Origin of the sequence: Streptomyces sp. NBC_01465 (assembly GCF_036227325.1) — a bacterium.
Lineage (GTDB): Bacteria > Actinomycetota > Actinomycetes > Streptomycetales > Streptomycetaceae > Streptomyces.
In genome coordinates, this window is sequence record NZ_CP109467.1 from 8422427 (window position 1) to 8438649 (window position 16223).

Annotated in this window: 16 protein-coding genes; 11 read left to right on the plus strand and 5 right to left on the minus strand. The window is 70.9% G+C overall.

Annotated features, from left to right (window positions below; all coding sequences use genetic code 11):
* Positions 1-25 precede the first annotated feature (25 nt).
* From OG707_RS39030 to OG707_RS39045, 4 genes are read left to right on the plus strand one after another with little or no spacing between them, the layout of a single operon-like run.
* A complete protein-coding gene (locus OG707_RS39030) occupies positions 26-2554 on the plus strand; it encodes a nitrate- and nitrite sensing domain-containing protein (RefSeq protein WP_329126651.1) in 2529 nt (842 codons plus the stop codon).
* On the plus strand, positions 2551-2967 hold the full coding sequence (locus OG707_RS39035; RefSeq protein WP_329126652.1) for a roadblock/LC7 domain-containing protein: 417 nt from the start codon (positions 2551-2553) through the stop codon (positions 2965-2967). Before OG707_RS39030 ends, OG707_RS39035 begins: the two co-directional genes overlap by 4 nt.
* Positions 2964-3398 carry a DUF742 domain-containing protein gene (locus OG707_RS39040; protein WP_329126653.1) on the plus strand — a complete coding sequence of 145 codons (435 nt, stop codon included), beginning with the start codon at positions 2964-2966 and terminating at the stop codon, positions 3396-3398. The genes OG707_RS39035 and OG707_RS39040 overlap by 4 nt, the downstream gene beginning before the upstream one ends.
* Complete coding sequence (locus tag OG707_RS39045) at positions 3379-3984, plus strand: GTP-binding protein (protein WP_329126654.1); 606 nt, start codon at positions 3379-3381, stop codon at positions 3982-3984. The genes OG707_RS39040 and OG707_RS39045 overlap by 20 nt, the downstream gene beginning before the upstream one ends.
* On the opposite strand, the gene OG707_RS39050 is transcribed toward OG707_RS39045, so the two are convergent.
* The gene (locus OG707_RS39050; protein ID WP_329126655.1) at positions 3985-4413 is read right to left on the minus strand and encodes a PPOX class F420-dependent oxidoreductase; all 429 of its coding nucleotides are present in this window, start codon (positions 4411-4413) and stop codon (positions 3985-3987) included. It abuts the gene before it with no gap.
* 108 nt (positions 4414-4521) lie between these two features.
* Here OG707_RS39050 and OG707_RS39055 point away from each other — a divergent pair, with 108 nt between their 5' ends.
* The 6 genes from OG707_RS39055 to OG707_RS39080 all read left to right on the plus strand — a co-directional run bounded on the left by OG707_RS39055 (position 4522) and on the right by OG707_RS39080 (position 10323).
* Complete coding sequence (locus OG707_RS39055) at positions 4522-4908, plus strand: roadblock/LC7 domain-containing protein (RefSeq protein WP_329126658.1); 387 nt, start codon at positions 4522-4524, stop codon at positions 4906-4908.
* 112 nt (positions 4909-5020) lie between these two features.
* The gene (locus OG707_RS39060) at positions 5021-5911 is read left to right on the plus strand and encodes a DUF6397 family protein (protein WP_329126660.1); all 891 of its coding nucleotides are present in this window, start codon (positions 5021-5023) and stop codon (positions 5909-5911) included.
* 145 nt (positions 5912-6056) lie between these two features.
* Positions 6057-7523 (plus strand): helix-turn-helix domain-containing protein, encoded by a 1467-nt coding sequence (locus OG707_RS39065; protein WP_329126662.1) that lies wholly within the window; start codon positions 6057-6059, stop codon positions 7521-7523.
* Positions 7524-7617: 94 nt separating this feature from the next.
* Entirely contained in the window at positions 7618-8202 is a 585-nt protein-coding gene (locus tag OG707_RS39070; RefSeq protein ID WP_329126663.1) for a sigma-70 family RNA polymerase sigma factor, read from the plus strand.
* Entirely contained in the window at positions 8199-8951 is a 753-nt protein-coding gene (locus OG707_RS39075) for an anti-sigma factor (RefSeq protein WP_329126665.1), read from the plus strand. Before OG707_RS39070 ends, OG707_RS39075 begins: the two co-directional genes overlap by 4 nt.
* A 13-nt stretch (positions 8952-8964) precedes the next feature.
* Entirely contained in the window at positions 8965-10323 is a 1359-nt protein-coding gene (locus OG707_RS39080; RefSeq protein WP_329126667.1) for a cryptochrome/photolyase family protein, read from the plus strand.
* Positions 10324-10326: 3 nt separating this feature from the next.
* On the opposite strand, the gene OG707_RS39085 is transcribed toward OG707_RS39080, so the two are convergent.
* The 4 genes from OG707_RS39085 to OG707_RS39100 are packed head-to-tail and all read right to left on the minus strand — an operon-like array spanning position 10327 to position 14414.
* Complete coding sequence (locus tag OG707_RS39085) at positions 10327-11136, minus strand: DUF1295 domain-containing protein (RefSeq protein ID WP_329126668.1); 810 nt, start codon at positions 11134-11136, stop codon at positions 10327-10329.
* Positions 11137-11170: 34 nt separating this feature from the next.
* Positions 11171-12424: a cyclopropane-fatty-acyl-phospholipid synthase family protein gene (locus OG707_RS39090; protein WP_329126669.1), complete on the minus strand. Its 1254-nt coding sequence runs from the start codon at positions 12422-12424 to the stop codon at positions 11171-11173.
* Positions 12421-13143, minus strand: a complete 723-nt coding sequence (locus OG707_RS39095; RefSeq protein ID WP_329128208.1) for a DUF1365 domain-containing protein — start codon at positions 13141-13143, stop codon at positions 12421-12423. The genes OG707_RS39090 and OG707_RS39095 overlap by 4 nt, the downstream gene beginning before the upstream one ends.
* Positions 13143-14414: an NAD(P)/FAD-dependent oxidoreductase gene (locus tag OG707_RS39100; protein ID WP_329126671.1), complete on the minus strand. Its 1272-nt coding sequence runs from the start codon at positions 14412-14414 to the stop codon at positions 13143-13145. Before OG707_RS39100 ends, OG707_RS39095 begins: the two co-directional genes overlap by 1 nt.
* 297 nt (positions 14415-14711) lie before the next feature.
* On the opposite strand from OG707_RS39100, the gene OG707_RS39105 reads away from it, so the two are divergent.
* Positions 14712-16178: a basic amino acid/polyamine antiporter gene (locus tag OG707_RS39105; RefSeq protein WP_329126673.1), complete on the plus strand. Its 1467-nt coding sequence runs from the start codon at positions 14712-14714 to the stop codon at positions 16176-16178.
* Positions 16179-16223: the final 45 nt, after the last annotated feature.

Here is a 16223-nt window from a genome sequence, read left to right on the forward strand (position 1 = left end):
CCGTATCCGCAATCGAGGAGAGCCGGTGCGAACACCCCGCAAGAACCAGGGCGACACCGCCCCGCAGCCGCCCGCGCCGCAGACGCGCGGACGGCGCGCGCACGCGGGTCCGCCCGCCGAGGAGCACCCGGTCGGCGAACCGCCGGAGCTCCCACCGCCGATGGCCGCAGCCCCGGGCCGCATCACCCTGCGCCCGAGGACCGTACGGGCGAAGATCGTGTCGCTGCTGATGGTGCCCGTCGTCTCCCTGCTGGCCCTGTGGGGGTTCGCCACCGTCACGACAGCCCAGGACGTGGCCGGGCTGCGGCAGTTGCAGCGCGTCGACGAGCAGATCCGCAACCCCGTCACCTCCGCCGTCGTCCAGCTCCAGGCGGAGCGGCGCGCGGCACTCCGGTACGCGGCGGCCCCCGGCAGCGACGCCGGGGCCGAACTCCGCCGCCAGGCGGGGCGCACCGAAACCGCCGTGGCAGCACTGCAGGTCGGCGGCAGCCACACCGTCGCCGACGCCGGCGGCATGCCCGCCGAAGTCGTCGACCGGCTCGGCGCGTTCGTCCGGGGAGCCACACGTCTCGACGCCCTGCGGACGGCAGTTCTCGACCGTCACGCGAACGGCGACACCGCGTACGAGCAGTACAACGCCGCCATCGCCACCGGGCTCGGCGTCAACGGCGCCCTCACCGGCGCGCAGGGCGGAGCGGACACCTCCGGCCTGCGGGTCCAGTACGAACTCTCCCGGGCGGGCGAAGCACTCTCCCAGGAGGACGCGCTCCTCGCCTCCGCGCAGCTCGCCCACTCCCTGTCCGGAGAGCGTCTGCGCGCCTTCACCGGAGCCGTCCTGACCCGCCGTGACCTCACCGCGTCCGCCGCCGACCTCCCGGCCGCCTCCCGCTCCGCCTGGCAGGCTCTCAGCTCCTCGGCGGACTACACCCGGCTGCGTACCGCGGAGGACAAGGTCCTCGCCGCGTCCCCCGGCCGCGCCGCCGCCCAGGCCGCCCCCTCCGACGCGTGGGACCCCTCCTCAGCGGCGGTGCAGAGCGAACTGCGCGACATCGCGGCGGGCGCGGGCAGCAGGCCCGACCCCGTGGCCCGCGGCCTGCTCACCACCTCGGGAGCAGCCGTCCTGCTCGGTCTCCTCGCGGTGGCCGCCTCGCTGGTCATTTCCGTACGCATCGGACGCAGCCTCGTCGTCGAACTCCTCACCCTGCGCAACAGCGCGCTGAGGATCGCCCGCAGCAAACTGCCCCACGCCATGCAGCGTCTGCGCTCCGGCGAAGAGATCGACATCCAGGCCGAAGCCCCACAGGGACCGCCCGCCCAGGACGAGATCGCCCAGGTCGGCGAGGCCCTCGACACCGTGCACCGCGCGGCACTGGGCGCCGCCGCCGAACGCGCCGAACTCGCCGGCGGAATCTCCAAGATCTTCGTCAACCTGGCCCGGCGCAGCCAGGTCCTCGTCCACCGCCAACTCGCCCTGCTCGACAGCATGGAGCGCCGCGCGGAGGACCCGAACGAGCTCGGTGACCTGTTCCGCCTCGACCACCTGACCACCCGCATGCGCAGGCACGCGGAAAGCCTCATCATCCTCTCCGGCGCCGCACCCGGCCGGGCCTGGCGCAAGCCCGTACCCCTCACCAATGTCGTACGGGCCGCTGTCTCCGAGGTCGAGGACTACGCACGCATCGAGGTCCGCCAGCTCTCCGAGGCCGCCGTCACCGGCACCACCGTCGCCGACCTCACGCACTTGCTGGCCGAACTCGTCGAGAACGCCGCCCAGTTCTCCCCGCCCCACACCAAGGTCCGGGTCAGCGGCGAGCCCGTCGGCAACGGATACGTCCTGGAGATCGAGGACCGCGGACTCGGAATGGGCCCGGAGGCGCTCGCCGAGGCCAACCGCAGGATCGAACAGTCCCAGTCGCTCGACCTCTTCGACAGCGAGCGCCTCGGCCTCTTCGTCATCAGCCGCCTCTCCGCACGCCACGACATCAAAGTCCATCTGCGGGCCTCTCCCTACGGAGGGACCACCGCCGTCGTACTCCTGCCGACCGCCATCCTTCCCGGCGCGCTCACCGCACGCCCGGCCGACCGGGACGCCCCGGAGCGTGCCCCCGAACCCACCGAGGAGACACCCGCGTTCCCGGCTCCCGGACCGCGACCGGTCCGCGCCGACACCCCCACCACCGCGTTCCCCGCGCGCGAACCACGCCCCGCACTCGCCGCGCCGGCCGAGGACACCCCGCCGCCCCCCGGCGTCGCCACGCTTCGGCCGCGCACCCGCCCGGCCGAGGCCCCCGCGGACAAGGACCCCCGGTCCGCGGCGGAGAGCGACGACGATGCCGAACTCCCGCGCAGGGTCAGGCAGGCGAACCTCGTGGCACAGCTGAGGGAGGCGCCACCCCCGGCCGCGCCGGCCGGAGCCGCACCGCCCGAGGACGAAGACACCGCACACCGCACCCCGGAACAGGTCAGAGACCGTATGACGGCCTACATGGGCGGTTGGGCCCGCGGCACCGCCACGGGTCTCACCGATACGGCCGGCGAAGGAGACCGAGCATGATCGAGTACCAGAGGGCCGACACCCAGCCACGCGCCGGCGATCTCGACTGGCTGCTGGACGACCTGGTGGACCGCGTGAGGGAACTGCACCATGCGGTCGTCCTGTCCAACGACGGTCTGGCCGTGGGCGCTTCGAGCGCGCTGACACGCGAGGACGCCGAGCACCTCGCCGCCGTGGCCTCCGGCTTCCACAGCCTCGCCAAGGGCGCGGGCCGGCACTTCCACGCCGGTGCGGTACGCCAGACCCTGGTCGAGATGGACGACGGATTCCTGTTCGTCGCGGCCGCCGGAGACGGCTCATGCCTGGCCGTACTGAGCTCCGTCACCGCCGACATCGGGCTCATCGCGTACGAAATGGCCCGCCTCGTCACCCGCGTCGGCGAACACCTCCGCACCCCGCCGCGCCTGACATGACCCAGGACACCGCCGGCAGCGCACCGGGCGAGGAGCAGGGGCAGGGGCAGCCGGGCAGCCGCTGGTACGACGCCGACGCGGGCCCTCTCGTACGCCCCTACGCCATGACCGGCGGCCGCACCACGTCAGGTCCCAGCGGGGTGCGCCTGGACCTCATCGCACTCGTCACCCTCGACGGCAACGCGCCCCCCGCCTCCGAGGAATCGCTCTTCGGCCCCGAACACCGGACTCTGCTCACCCTGTGCCGCACCGAGACACAGTCCGTCGCCGAACTCGCGGCCGGCGCCGACCTGCCCGTCGGCGTCGTCCGCGTCCTCGTCGGTGACCTGCTCGAAGCGGGCCAGGTCACCGTTGCCCACCCCGTACCGCCCGCACAGCTACCCGACGAGAAGATCCTGAGAGAGGTCATCGATGGGCTTCGAGCGCTCTGACACCACCGAGGGGCAGAACACCGCCCTCGCCCTGAAGATCCTTGTCGCGGGCGGCTTCGGCGTCGGCAAGACGACCCTGGTCGGAGCCGTCAGCGAAATCCGCCCCCTGCGTACAGAAGAACTCCTCAGCGAGGCCGGGCAGACCATCGACGACACCGACGGCCTCGACCACAAGACCACGACGACCGTCGCCATGGACTTCGGCCGCATCACCATCCGGTCCGGGCTGTCCCTGTACCTCTTCGGCACCCCCGGGCAGGACCGCTTCTGGTTCCTGTGGGACGAGCTCTCCCAGGGAGCCCTGGGAGCGGTGGTACTCGCCGACACCCGCCGCCTGGAGGACTGTTTCCCGGCTGTCGACTATTTCGAGCACCGGCACATCCCGTTCGTGGTCGCAGTCAACTGCTTCACCGGGGCCCGCACCTACGGCGCACACGAAGTGTCCCGCGCCCTCGACCTCGACCGCGGAACCCCCGTGGTCCTGTGCGACGCGCGCGACAAGGACTCGGGCAAGGAGGTCCTGGTCCGCCTGGTCGAGTACGCCGGGCGGATGCACACCGCCCGGCTGCTCGACTCGGTCGGCTGATCAGTCGGAGACGGCGGCCTGCGCGAGCACCTTCTCGATCCTCACCCGCACGAGGAGTTCACCCGGCACGCCGTTGCGCGCGCCGAACTCCTCGGCCCGGTCCTCACCCATGTACCGCGCACCGATGCGTGCCGCCCAGTGACGGACTTCGCTCAACTCCTCGACGATCTCGGCCTGTCCGCGGATGACGACGAACGCGAAAGGGGGCCGGTCGTCGTCCACGCACAGCGCGACCCGTCCGTCGCGCACCAGATTGCGTCCCTTCACGGACTCCTTCGCTGTGTTGAAGACGAGATCGTCGCCGTCCAGGAGAAACCAGACGGGCGCGATGTGCGGGCTGCCGTCGGCCCGTACGGTCGAGAGTTTTCCGGTACGGGTGGACTCCGAGACGAACGCCCGCCACTGGTCATCGGTCATTTTCTGTGCCATGCGCACATCATCAACCAGTGTGGAGCCGCTTGCCCGCGGAGCTGCCGTGGTGAAGGCTGGCAGCCGAACGAGGGACACGGGGAACGAATGAACGGGGAGGGCCGGCACATGGCGCTGGACAAAGGACTCGACTGGCTGCTGGACGATCTCACCAAGCGGGTCGAACACGTACGGCACGCCCTGGTGCTGTCCAACGACGGCCTGGTGACCGGCGCGAGCACCGGGCTGGCGCGCGAGGACGCGGAGCACCTGGCCGCGGTCTCGTCGGGTCTGCACAGCCTCGCGAAGGGTTCGGGCCGGCACTTCAGCGCCGGCAAGGTGCGGCAGACGATGGTCGAGTTCGACGAAGGGGTCCTCTTCGTCACCGCGGCCGGCGACGGCAGCTGCCTGTGCGTGCTGAGCGCGGCGGAGGCCGACATCGGGCAGATCGCGTACGAGATGACCCGTCTGGTCAACCGGGTGGGGGAGCACCTGGGGGTCTCGGCCAGGCAGTAGACGCGGGCCGCCCGAGCGGCCTGCCGCAGAGTTATCCACAGGCCCGGCGGGATTCTTCCCGCCGGGCTACGGTCGTCACTGAGAGTATTCATTGCTCGCGGGGGAGGACCGCATGACCGTGAAGGAACAGCAGCGCACGACGACCGCCGGGACCAGCAGGAAAGCGCCGGCCGCCGCACGTGCCGCACAGGAACTCATGCTGAAGCGGGGCGAGTTCGATCTCGCCGTGCAGCTCGGCCATATCCGGACGGTGACGGAGCCGGGCGACGCGCGACGTCGTGTCGCCCCTGAGGAAATCGAGCGACTGCAGGCGCAGCCGGGCTTCCCCGACACCCTCCGGGAGCGGATCCGGACCGTCGGGACGGCGGACGGCGCGGAGCTGCTCGGCATCAGCACAACACGCTTCACCGCGCTGGCCCGTACGGGCCATGTCACACCCGTGCGCTTCTATCTGAACAGGTATCGGGCGGTGGTCTGGCTGTACCTGGCGGAGGAGCTGAGGGCCTTCGCGTCCAGAGAACCCGGACTTCTCACCGGGACCATGCCCAAGAGCTGTCGCGCGCAGCTCGACGCGGGTGAGGACTGGCGCCCCCGCAACTGGCGCGGCCGTCGCCTCGGCATGCTCCTGCGCCAGACGGAGGGCGCATGGGAGCGTGCAGCCGTCATGGCGTGTGTGCTCGACCCCGTACAACTGGCGGAAGTCGTGGACGACCCCTATGAACGCGCCCATCTGCGCAAGCTCCAGCCCGATCTCGCCCCGGGACGTCCCCCGTCTCCGGCGGCGTGGGAAGCGACGCAGCGTCTGCTGGCCGCCGACAACCCGGACGAGTTGCTGTGGCACAGGATGAGCCTGGTCCTCGCACTGGACGACGCCAGGGAGGCGGGAAGCGCACCGCACCCGGACGGAAACGCGTCCGCACCGCCGCAACTGCCGCCGACGGTGCGGGCGGAGCCGCCCCAGAAAGGCTGGCGGAGCCTGCTGGGCCTGAGGGCGAAGGAGTAGCGGGGGAAGGTCCGGCCGTCACCGCGGCCGGACCACGGCTTCGCGGTGACGGAGATGGGGCGGAGGAAACACCTAAGCTTGCGGGCATGTGGAGAGCGCACAGGGGTCAGCAGGCCACCACCGACGAGCCGAACGGAGCCGGGCGTTGACAGACTTCGATGCCCTCGACGCGCTGCTGGCCTCCGTCCGGCTCGAGGCAGCACTTCCCCCGGCCGCCGAGCGACGCCTCCTGCGCGAGGGCCTGGGCCTCGCCCAGGCGCAGGTCGCCGAGGCGCTCGGGGTGAGCCCCAGCACGGTGCGCGGCTGGGAGGCCGGACGCGAACCGGCCGGGGAGATCCGGACGAAGTACGCGTACCTGCTCGACGGTCTGCGCGCGAAACTGCACCCCGAGAACGAGCAGACGGCCGAGGACTCCGACGGCGAAGGCGACATCGAAGGCGACGGCGCGGAGGACGTGGAGCTGGCGGTGGCCGCGCCGTGCGTACTGTGCGGACAGCCGGCGAGGCATCAGGTCGAGGGCTTCCCGCAGCATCTGACACCCGAGGAGTGCGCCGAGGCCGCCCCTCCGCAGAGCACCCCGGCGCCCGCCGATACGCCGCGGCCGGAGCCCCGTGCACACACGCCCAAGACACCGCCGACGCAGGCGCGTCGCGCCCTCCAGGAGTCGTCGGACATGCCCGATCTGATCGGGCAGGCGGTACAGGCGGCCATGGAGAAGGCCCAGGGCGACATGGAGGCGGCGAGCGCGGCGTTGCTCAAGCGCGCGATTCCCGACGCGATGAGCCTGCTGGACGCCTGCCGCAAGGGCGCCCGGTACGACATCGTCGCCCACCCCTGGGTCCCGGACGTGCTGAAGAAGAAGACGGCCCGAGGAGCGGACGAGATCTGGGAGGCCCGCCCCAAGTGGACCCGGGCCGAGCTCCCGCCCGGGGCGCACGAGATCACCGCCCTGGACATCAACGGCGCCTATCTGTCGGCACTCAAGACGCACCTTCCGCTGGGCTCCCTTGAGCACTCCTCCGGGGACACCCACGACCGGCGCCGGGCCGGCATCCATCTCATCACCCCGGCCGCCTGGGAGTACGAGGACGTACTGCCGAACCCGATCGGCAATCGTGACGAGCCGGGTCCCCTGTGGATCACCGAGCCGACGCTGCGCCTCCTGCTGCGCCTCTCGGGTACGAAATACCGGTTGTGCGAACCACCGGTCATCCATGAGTCGTTCACCTCGGGCGCCACGGAGAATCTCCTGGAGAAGTTCCGCGGCACCTTGCGTGACGCCCGTGAGCGCGCCATTGCCGAGGACGACGAAGTCACCCTGGAATACGTGAAGGCGATGTACTCCAAGTTCGTCTCCACGATGGGGGAGTCGAACTACAACCGTGAGCTCTACCGCCCGGACTGGATGCACATCATCCGCTCCCAGGCCTTCGCGAACCTCTGGACCAAGGCCTTCAAGGCACACAACGAGAATCTGACCGTGGTGCGCGCCATGGGCACCGACGAACTCCACCTTCTCGGTGACTGGCGCCGGGTCTTTCCCGAGGGACGGGGAGTGGCCGAGGTAAAGGTGAAGGACGTCTACACCGTCGGCGGCGACACGGGGAGCTGACGTCATTCGAAAGAATTCGGCCGGATGACCAATCCCCCCGGGGCACCGGCTCCGAATCACCTCCGTAGAGACGAGTCTCCAGGAGGATCAGCGGGTGAAAGAAGTGGTGTACATCAGCGGGCCCTTGCCTGCCGGGCCCGATCTGCCCGTGTTGGTGGGCCAGGTCGCCAGGGGCGACCAGGAGGCCTTCGGCTCGCTGTACGAAGTGGTCTGCGGCCCTGTGCTCGGACTGGTCCGGAGCGTGCTGCGCGATCCGGCACAGTCCGAGGAGGTGGCCCAGGAGGTCCTCACGGAGGTGTGGCGCACGGCCGCCCGCTATCAGCCGGACCGGGGCGGGGTCATGAACTGGGTGCTCACCCTGGCGCACCGCAGGGCGGTGGACCGGGTGCGCTCCGCACAGGCGTCGGCCGACCGCGAGCACAAGGCGGCCCTGCTCGACCGGACGCCCGCCTTCGACGAGGTGACCGAGCAGGTGGAGGCCCGGCTGGAGCGCGAGCAGGTGAGGCGCTGTCTGCGGTCCCTGACCGAACTGCAGCGCCAGTCGGTCACGCTGGCCTACTACCAGGGGCTGACCTACCGCGAAGTGGCCGAGCTGCTGACCGTACCGCTGGGCACGGTCAAGACCCGGCTGCGCGACGGCCTGATCCGGTTGCGTGACTGCCTGGGGGTGAGCACATGAACGCGGAACTGCACACGCTCACCGGTGCCTACGCGTTGCACGCGCTGTCGGACGAGGAACGTGAAGAGTTCGAGCGGCATCTCGGCGACTGCGCGGCCTGCGCCCTGGAGGTGCAGGAACTCAGCGCCACAGCCGCCCGTCTCGGGCTCGCCGTCTCGGTCACCCCGCCGCCCGAGATGAAGGCCGCGGTGATGCGTCGGATCGGCACGGTGCGCCAGGAACCCCCGCTCGCCCCGGCCCCGGTCCGCCCGGTCGGGGCCAGGCTCCGCGGTCGCAGGGCTGCCCGGTTCCTGCTGGCAGCGTGCGTGGCGGTGGCCGCCGTCAGCGGCGGGATCGCGGTCTGGCAGCACCGGAGCGCCGACGAGGCCCACCAGCAGGCCCGCGCCGCACAGCAGCAGTCCGAACAGCTTGCGAGCGTGCTCGCCGCGCCCGACGCCAAGGCCACCACCGGGCAACTCGCCGGCGGCGCAAGCGGCACTCTCGTCGTCGCGCACAGCAAGAACCAGGCCGTCTTCGTCGCGTCCGGCATGCCCAGGCCCCCGGCCGGCAAGGTCTACCAGCTCTGGTTCAACGACGCGGGCACGATGCGCTCGGCAGGTCTCATGGACCCGTCGCAGACCACCGAGGCGGTCCTGCTCGCAGGCCCTGTCGACCAGGCGTCGGGCATGGGCATCACCGTCGAACCCTCCGGCGGATCGAGAGCACCGACCTCCGCGCCGCTCGCACTGATGAACTTCCCCGCAGCATGAGGAGCCCCGCCAAGTGACGGTCTCTGTAGCCCTGTTCACCTCCGATCTCCGCCTGCACGACAATCCGGTGCTCGCCGCCGCACTCCGCGGTTCCGATCGCATCGTCCCGCTGTTCGTGTACGACACCGGAGTGCACCGAGCGGGTTTCGACGCCCCCAACCGGCGGGCGTTCCTCGCCGACTGTCTGACCGATCTCGATGCCGGACTGCGGTCGAAAGGCGGTCGCCTGGTGGTCCGCAGCGGTGACGTGGTGGAGCAGGTCCGCTCCGTCGTGCGCACCGTCGGTGCGACGCGCGTTCATGTCGCGGGTGGAGTGAGCCGGTACGCCACCCGCCGCGAAGGGCGCCTGAGATCGGCCCTCGTGGGAACCGGATGCACCCTGGCCGTGCACGAAGCCGTCCTGACGGCGGTCGCGCCCGGCGCCGTCACCCCCGCAGGCAGCGACCACTACGCCGTTTTCACCCCGTACTTCCGGCGCTGGACCGAAGTCGGGGCCCGGGACCCCGTCCCGACACCGCGCAAGGTGAAGGTCGCCGAGATCGCATCCGAGCCGCTCCATCCGCGTACTGGAATCGACGGGGTCTCCCCGGGACTTGCCGAAGGAGGCGAGAGGGCAGGTAGGCAGCGGGTCTGGGAGTGGCTGTCGGGCGGTCTCGCCGGGTACGCGGACGGCCACGACGACCTGGCGGGCGACGCCACGTCACGGCTCTCCCTGTTCCTCCACTTCGGCGCCCTGTCCGCGGCCGAACTCGTCCACCTGGCCCGGCGGGAGAACTCGGTGGGCGCCGAGGCGTTCGTACGGCAGCTGGCCTGGCGCGACTTCCACCATCAAGTCCTCGCGGCCCGGCCGGACGCGGCAGCGGAGGACTACCGGTCCCGGGGTGACCACTGGCGCTCGGACGACAAGGAGATCGCCGCCTGGCGGGAGGGCCGCACCGGCTATCCGCTGGTCGACGCGGCGATGCGACAGCTCGCCCATGAAGGCTGGATGCACAACCGGGGCCGCATGCTGGTGGCGAGCTTCCTCACCAAGACGCTGTACGTCGACTGGCGGGTCGGCGCCCGGCACTTCCTGAGCCTCCTGGCCGACGGGGACGTCGCCAACAACCAGCTCAACTGGCAGTGGGCGGCGGGCACAGGAACTGACACCCGCCCCAACCGGGTCCTCAACCCCGTGGTGCAGGGCAAACGCTTCGACGCGCAGGGCACCTACGTACGCCGCTGGGTGCCCGAACTGGCGGGCGTCGAGGACCGCTACGTACACGAACCCTGGAAACTGGAGGGCCTGGACCGGGCCGGGGTCGACTACCCCGACCCCGTCGTCGAACTCGCCGAAGGGCGCGCCCGGTTCGAGCAGGCGCGCGGAGTCTGAACGTCAGGTCCGCGGACGGCGCGGCGGCAGCGGCACGAACCCGCTCGTGCGGGCCACGTAGTCGCTGTAGCCGGGCCGCCCCGACATGTGCCGCTCCAGCAGCGCCTTTCCGCTGCCGCGGATCAGCAGGAAGGACATCACCAGCGGCGACACCACGGTGGCAGCCGCCGCCCCTGGCGCATCACAGACCAGCAGGAACAGACCCCACCAGACGCAGAAGTCACCGAAGTAGTTGGGGTGCCGCGTCCAGCTCCACAGGCCGCGGTCCATGACCGCGCCCCGGTTGGCCGGGTCGACCTTGAAGCGCCGCAACTGCCGGTCGCCGACCGCCTCGAAGACGAACCCCACGCCCCACAGCAGCACCCCGGCCCACACCAGTGGACCAAGGTCCGCGCGTACGTACATGGCGGCCTGGACCGGCAGCGAGACCAGCCAGACCAGCCCGGCCTGCAGCAGGTAGACCATGCGCAGCGCGTACAGGCTGCGGCTGCCGGGGGCCTTGGCCAGCAGCGCCTCGTAGCGCGGGTCCTCGCCGTGTCCCCGGCCCCGGCGCACGATATGGGTCGCGAGCCGCAGCCCCCACAGACAGGTCAGGGCCGTCACCAGCAGCCGCCGGCCCGGATCGCCCTCGCCCGTCGACATGCCGTACGAGACGAGCGCGACCGCCGTGAAGGCGAAGCCCCAGGCGGCGTCGACGATCCGGTGCACCCCCTTGCGTACGGCGACGGCGAAGGTGGCGAGAAGCACGGCCAGCGACGCCGCCCCCGTCACGGGCAGACCGAGTGCGAACTGCCCCCAGGAGTAGCCGCTCACCGTGTCCTCCGAGCTGCGAGCCGCCCGGCCGCCGTCACAGCGTCCCCTCCCGGGTGAGCAGCGTCTGCTGGACATCCAGATAGCCCGACCGGAACCCCGCTTCGGAGTAGGCGAGATAGAACGTCCACATCCGGCGGAAGACCGCGTCGAACCCGAGCGCCGCCACGGCGTCGGCCCGCTCGGTGAACCTCTCGCGCCACAGCCGCAGCGTTTCGGCGTAGTGCGCGCCGAAACCGTCCCGCTGTGCGACGCGGAGCGAGGTGTGGGCGGCGGTGACCTCCTCGATCGCCTCCGTGGAGGGCAGCAGACCGCCGGGGAAGATGTACTTCTGGATCCAGGTGTACGTGTCCCGGCTGGCCACCATCCGCTCGTGCGGCATGGTGATGGCCTGCACCACCGCGCGCCCGCCGGGGACGAGCCGGTCGTCCAGCGCCTTGAAGTACACGGGCCAGAACTCCTCGCCCACCGCCTCGATCATCTCCACGCTGACCACGGCGTCGTAGCGGCCGGTCGCCTCCCGGTAGTCGCACAGCTCGACGCTCACCCGGTCGGCGAGGCCCGCGGCCCGGATGCGTTCGTTCGCGAGCGCGCGCTGCTCGGCGGAGAGGGTGAGCGTGGTGACGCGGGCTCCGCGCTGTGCGGCCCGGATCGCCAACTCGCCCCATCCGGTGCCGATTTCGAGGAGCCGGGTGCCTTCGCGGACCGCGGCAAGATCGAGCAGCCGGTCGATCTTGCGCTGCTGGGCCGCCGCGAGCAGCGGCCACTCGGCGGGGAAACCCCGGAACACGGCCGACGAGTACGTCATGGTCTCGTCGAGGAACAGGGCGAAGAGTTCGTTGGACAGATCGTAGTGTCGGCGGATGTTGGCCCTGGCCCCGTCGGGCGTATTGCGCAGGGCGTCCGGCTGCCGCAGCGCCCACATGCCGCGCAGCCGCTGGAGCGGGCGCGGGATCAGGTCGGCCGCGTTCTGCGCCAGCACCGTCAGTACGCCGACGAGGTCGGGGGCGTCCCACTCGCCGGCCTGGTACGACTCGCCGAACCCGATCAGGCCGCCCGCCCCGATCCGGCGGAAGAAGGCGTCGGGGTCGTGGACCTCGAGAAGCGGACCGCCCGGGCCGAGCGCGTCACCGGTGCCGAACCGCACATAGAGGGGGAGCCGTACGAGAGCCCGCCGCACGAGGCGCTCGGCCACGGCGGTACGGAGCCGGGACGTCCGGGGCGGACGGACGACATCGGGCCAGCGTTCGGGGTCGTCGACGACGGGGCGACGGCTCAGGGACGTACTCACTCGACACCTTCCTGGGGGCGATGAATGGGGCGGGGCCGGACGGGCAGCCCGCGCAGATACAGACGGATGCCGTGCACGCGGATGGCGAGCGAGACGACCGCCGTCGACCAGGGGCGGCGTACCGCCAGCGGCAGGAGCACGGATGCGGTGGCGGGCCGCCGTTCACCGCGCACCTTCGCCGCGAACACGGGTTTCCCCGAACGTATGAGACGAATCGTCAGATCCAGCCGGTCGCCGGGTTCGGGCAGCCGCATGCGGTACTCGCCGTCGACGGGGAAGAAGGGCGAGACGTGGAACTCCTTCTCCACCGGGCCGAGTTGTGAGCCGCTGGGACGCAGGAGATAGCAGTGGCGCTCGCCGTAGGTGTTGTGCACCTCGGCGACCACGCACACCAGTGCGCCGGACGGGTCGTGGCACCAGTAGAGGGTCAGCGGATTGAAGACGTACCCGAACACCCTGGCCTGCGTCAGCATGGTCACCGGCCCGCCCGCCAGGTCGACGCCCTCGGCCGTGAGATAGCGCTCCAGGCCGGCCCGGATGGTGGGGGAGCGGCCGCCGAAGTGGTCCCGGGCATCGAACCGGGCGAGCGGCCGCAAGGGACGGGGCAGGCGCGGGGGTCGGTCCGGGTCGACGCACCACAGATAGGTGCGGTGCCGCAGGGCGTAGCGGCGCGGCGACGTGCGGTGGTGCGTGACTGTGCAGGGGTAGAGGGCGGGAATCACCACGTCACCCCCAGCGCGGCCGCGGCCATGACACCCGAGCGGCAGCCGTCCTCATGGAACCCCCAGCCGTGATAGGCGCCGGCGAAGGCGGTGACCGGGCCGCTGAGGTCGGGCAGTTCACGCTGGGCGGCCACCGAGTCCTGGGTGAACACGGGATGTTCGTACGTGGACCGGGCCACCACCTTGGCCTCGGCCACCCGCTGTTCGGCGTTCAGGGTGACGACGAACGTCTCGGGCGCGGTCAGCCGTTGCAGCCGGTTCATGTCGTAGCTGACCCGCACACGGTCGGCGGGGGTGTCGCAGGACGGCAGCAGATAGTTCCAGGAGGCGCGCGCCCGTCGGCTGCGCGGCAGCACGCCGGTGTCGGTGTGCAGGACGGTCGGGTTGCGGGAGTACCGGAACGCACCGAGCACCCTGCGCTCGGCCGCGGTCGGATCGGCGAGCAGCCGCAGGGCCTGGTCGGCGTGGACGGCGATCACGACCGCGTCGTAGGGCGCCGTCGTGCCGTCCTCCGTACCGAGCTCGACTCCTCCGCCGGGAAGCCTGCGGACGAAGCGCACCGGGTCGCCCGTGCGGACCCGGGGCAGCTGCTTGGCGGCGCGCTCCACATACGCACGCGAGCCGCCCGTCACCGTCCTCCAGACCGGGGACCCGGTGACGGCCAGCATCCCGTGGTGCTCCAGGAACCGGAAGAGATACCGGGCCGGATGGCGCAGGGCGTCGGTGGCATCGCAGGACCACACAGCGGAGACCAGGGGCGTCATGAAGTGCGTGACGAAGTACGGGGAGTAGCGGCCGGCCGTCAGGAACTCACCCAGCGTCGGATCCCCCGGAGACCCGGCCGCCAGAACCCGGCGCGCGGCCCGGTGGAAGGCCGGAACCTCGGCGAGCATGCGCAGATACGCGGGGCGCAGGGCGTTGCGCGGCTGGGCGAACAGACCCGGGAGGCCGCGGGCCCCCGCGTACTCCAGTCCGCAGCCGTCGCACCGTACCGACATGCTCATCTCGGACTCCTGGGTGGAGACACCGAGCTCGCGGAAGAGCCGCAGCAGATGGGGGTACGTGCGGCGGTTGTGCACGATGAATCCCGAATCGACGGCATGGACCCGGCCGTCACGCGAGAGCACGTCATGGGTGTGGGCGTGCCCGCCGAGCCGGTCGTCCCCGTCGTAGAGCGTCACCTCGTGCGCGTTCCTGAGGATGTACGCCGCTGTCAGCCCGGCCACCCCGGCACCCACGACCGCGATGCGCCGTCTGCCCTCTGCCATGCCGCTCCCTCCGGTAACCCCTGCGATGCGGCCGTGCCGCAGGTCACTGGTGATTCGGAGCCGCGGAGGGGGCGGATTGGTGGGACGTCCCGGACAGAAAACTGCGGGTGTGCTCAACACCGGCACGATTCCAACTGGCCAAAACGGGGCATTGCGGTCATCGGTTGGTACCGTCCCGGGTGATCGCATGTGCCCCGCGATCCCCTGCCGGCCGCACAAGGTGGAGCAACACCACCCCACGCAGCACTCCCTGACGCGGCATCACCGGCCTCACCGAGGGGCAGAGGGAGCCAGAGGATGACCCAGGACGGCACAGCTCAGGCCGGTGCGGATTCCGCTCCACGGGCCGCGAAACTGACCCTGCCGACGCTGACCATGATGGTGGTCGGCTCGATGGTCGGCGCCGGAGTGTTCTCACTGCCCCGCCGCTTCGCGCAGGAGACCGGCGTCGCCGGCGCTCTCATCGCGTGGTGCATCGCCGGCGCCGGAATGCTGATGCTCGCCTTCGTCTTCCAGCGGCTGGCGGTGCGCGCGCCCCACCTGGACGCGGGGGTGTACGCCTACGCGAAGGCCGGATTCGGCGAGTACCTGGGCTTCTTCGCCGCCTTCGGCTACTGGGCCAGCGCCTGCGTCGGCAACGTGACGTACTGGGTCCTGATCATGTCGACCATCGGGGCGATCGCCCCGGCGCTCGGCGACGGCGACACGCTGATCGCGGTGATCCTGTCCTCGTTCGGGTTGTGGGGCTTCTTCCTGCTGATCCGCCGGGGCGTCAAGGAAGCCGCGGCGATCAACCGGATCGTCACGATCGCCAAGATCGTGCCGATCCTGGTCTTCATCGTCCTCGCGCTCTTCTACCTGAAGCCGCACGTCTTCGCGGACAACTTCGGCGGCGCCGACTATGCCGGCTCCCTGTTCCACCAGGTCCGCGGGACGATGCTGGCCACCGTCTTCGTGTTCCTCGGCGTCGAGGGCGCAAGCGTCTACTCCCGGCACGCCCAGCGCCGCGAGGACGTCGGGCGGGCCACGATCCTGGGCTTCCTCAGCGTCTTCGCCATCTTCGCCTCGGTCACGATCGTCTCGTACGGCCTGATGCCGATGAGCGAGATCGCCGAGCTGCGCCAGCCGTCCATGGCCGGCGTGCTGGAGGCCGCGGTCGGGACCTGGGGGAAGGTGTTCGTCAGCGTCGGGCTGATCGTCTCGGTGCTCGGCGCCTATCTGGCCTGGACGCTGATGGCCGCGGAGGTGCTGTTCGTCGCGGCGAAGGACGACGACATGCCGCGCTTCCTGCGGAAGGCCACCGACGAGGACGTCCCCGTCCCCGCGCTGGCGCTGACCACGCTGCTCTCGCAGATCGTGCTCGTCGTGACGATGTTCTCCGACGACGCGTTCAACTTCGCGCTGGACCTGACCAGTTCACTCAGCCTGATCCCGTTCCTGCTGGCAGCGGGCTACGCGGTGAAGCTGGCCTCCGGGTTCCGGGGCACCTCGAGTCCCCCCGGGGCGGCGGCCCGCAAGGGCAGCGACCTCACGGTCGCCGCGCTGGCCACGCTCTACACGGCGTTTCTGCTGTACGCGGCGGGACTGAAGTTCGTCCTGGTCTCCTTCATCATCTACGCCCCGGCGACCGTCCTGTTCGTGATGGCCCGCCGTGAACAGGGCCGCAAACTCTTCGGCCCCGGCGAACTCGTCATCTTCGCCGTCTCGATCGCCGGAGCCGTCGTGGGCGTGATCGCCCTGGCCGTCGGCTGGATCAGTCTCTGACCTCCGCATCCCCCCACTCACCGCGCCGAGCCACGGAAGGCACCA

Excerpts from the sequence above, each read along its gene's own strand:
- OG707_RS39035 (WP_329126652.1), top strand. The coding sequence starts at position 2,551 with ATGATCGAGTACCAGAGGGCCGACACCCAGCCACGCGCCGGCGATCTC.
- OG707_RS39040 (WP_329126653.1), top strand. The coding sequence starts at position 2,964 with ATGACCCAGGACACCGCCGGCAGCGCACCGGGCGAGGAGCAGGGGCAG.
- OG707_RS39045 (WP_329126654.1), top strand. The coding sequence starts at position 3,379 with ATGGGCTTCGAGCGCTCTGACACCACCGAGGGGCAGAACACCGCCCTC.
- OG707_RS39050 (WP_329126655.1), bottom strand. The coding sequence starts at position 4,413 with ATGGCACAGAAAATGACCGATGACCAGTGGCGGGCGTTCGTCTCGGAG.
- OG707_RS39055 (WP_329126658.1), top strand. The coding sequence starts at position 4,522 with ATGGCGCTGGACAAAGGACTCGACTGGCTGCTGGACGATCTCACCAAG.
- OG707_RS39060 (WP_329126660.1), top strand. The coding sequence starts at position 5,021 with ATGACCGTGAAGGAACAGCAGCGCACGACGACCGCCGGGACCAGCAGG.
- OG707_RS39075 (WP_329126665.1), top strand. The coding sequence starts at position 8,199 with ATGAACGCGGAACTGCACACGCTCACCGGTGCCTACGCGTTGCACGCG.
- OG707_RS39100 (WP_329126671.1), bottom strand. The coding sequence starts at position 14,414 with ATGGCAGAGGGCAGACGGCGCATCGCGGTCGTGGGTGCCGGGGTGGCC.
- OG707_RS39105 (WP_329126673.1), top strand. The coding sequence starts at position 14,712 with ATGACCCAGGACGGCACAGCTCAGGCCGGTGCGGATTCCGCTCCACGG.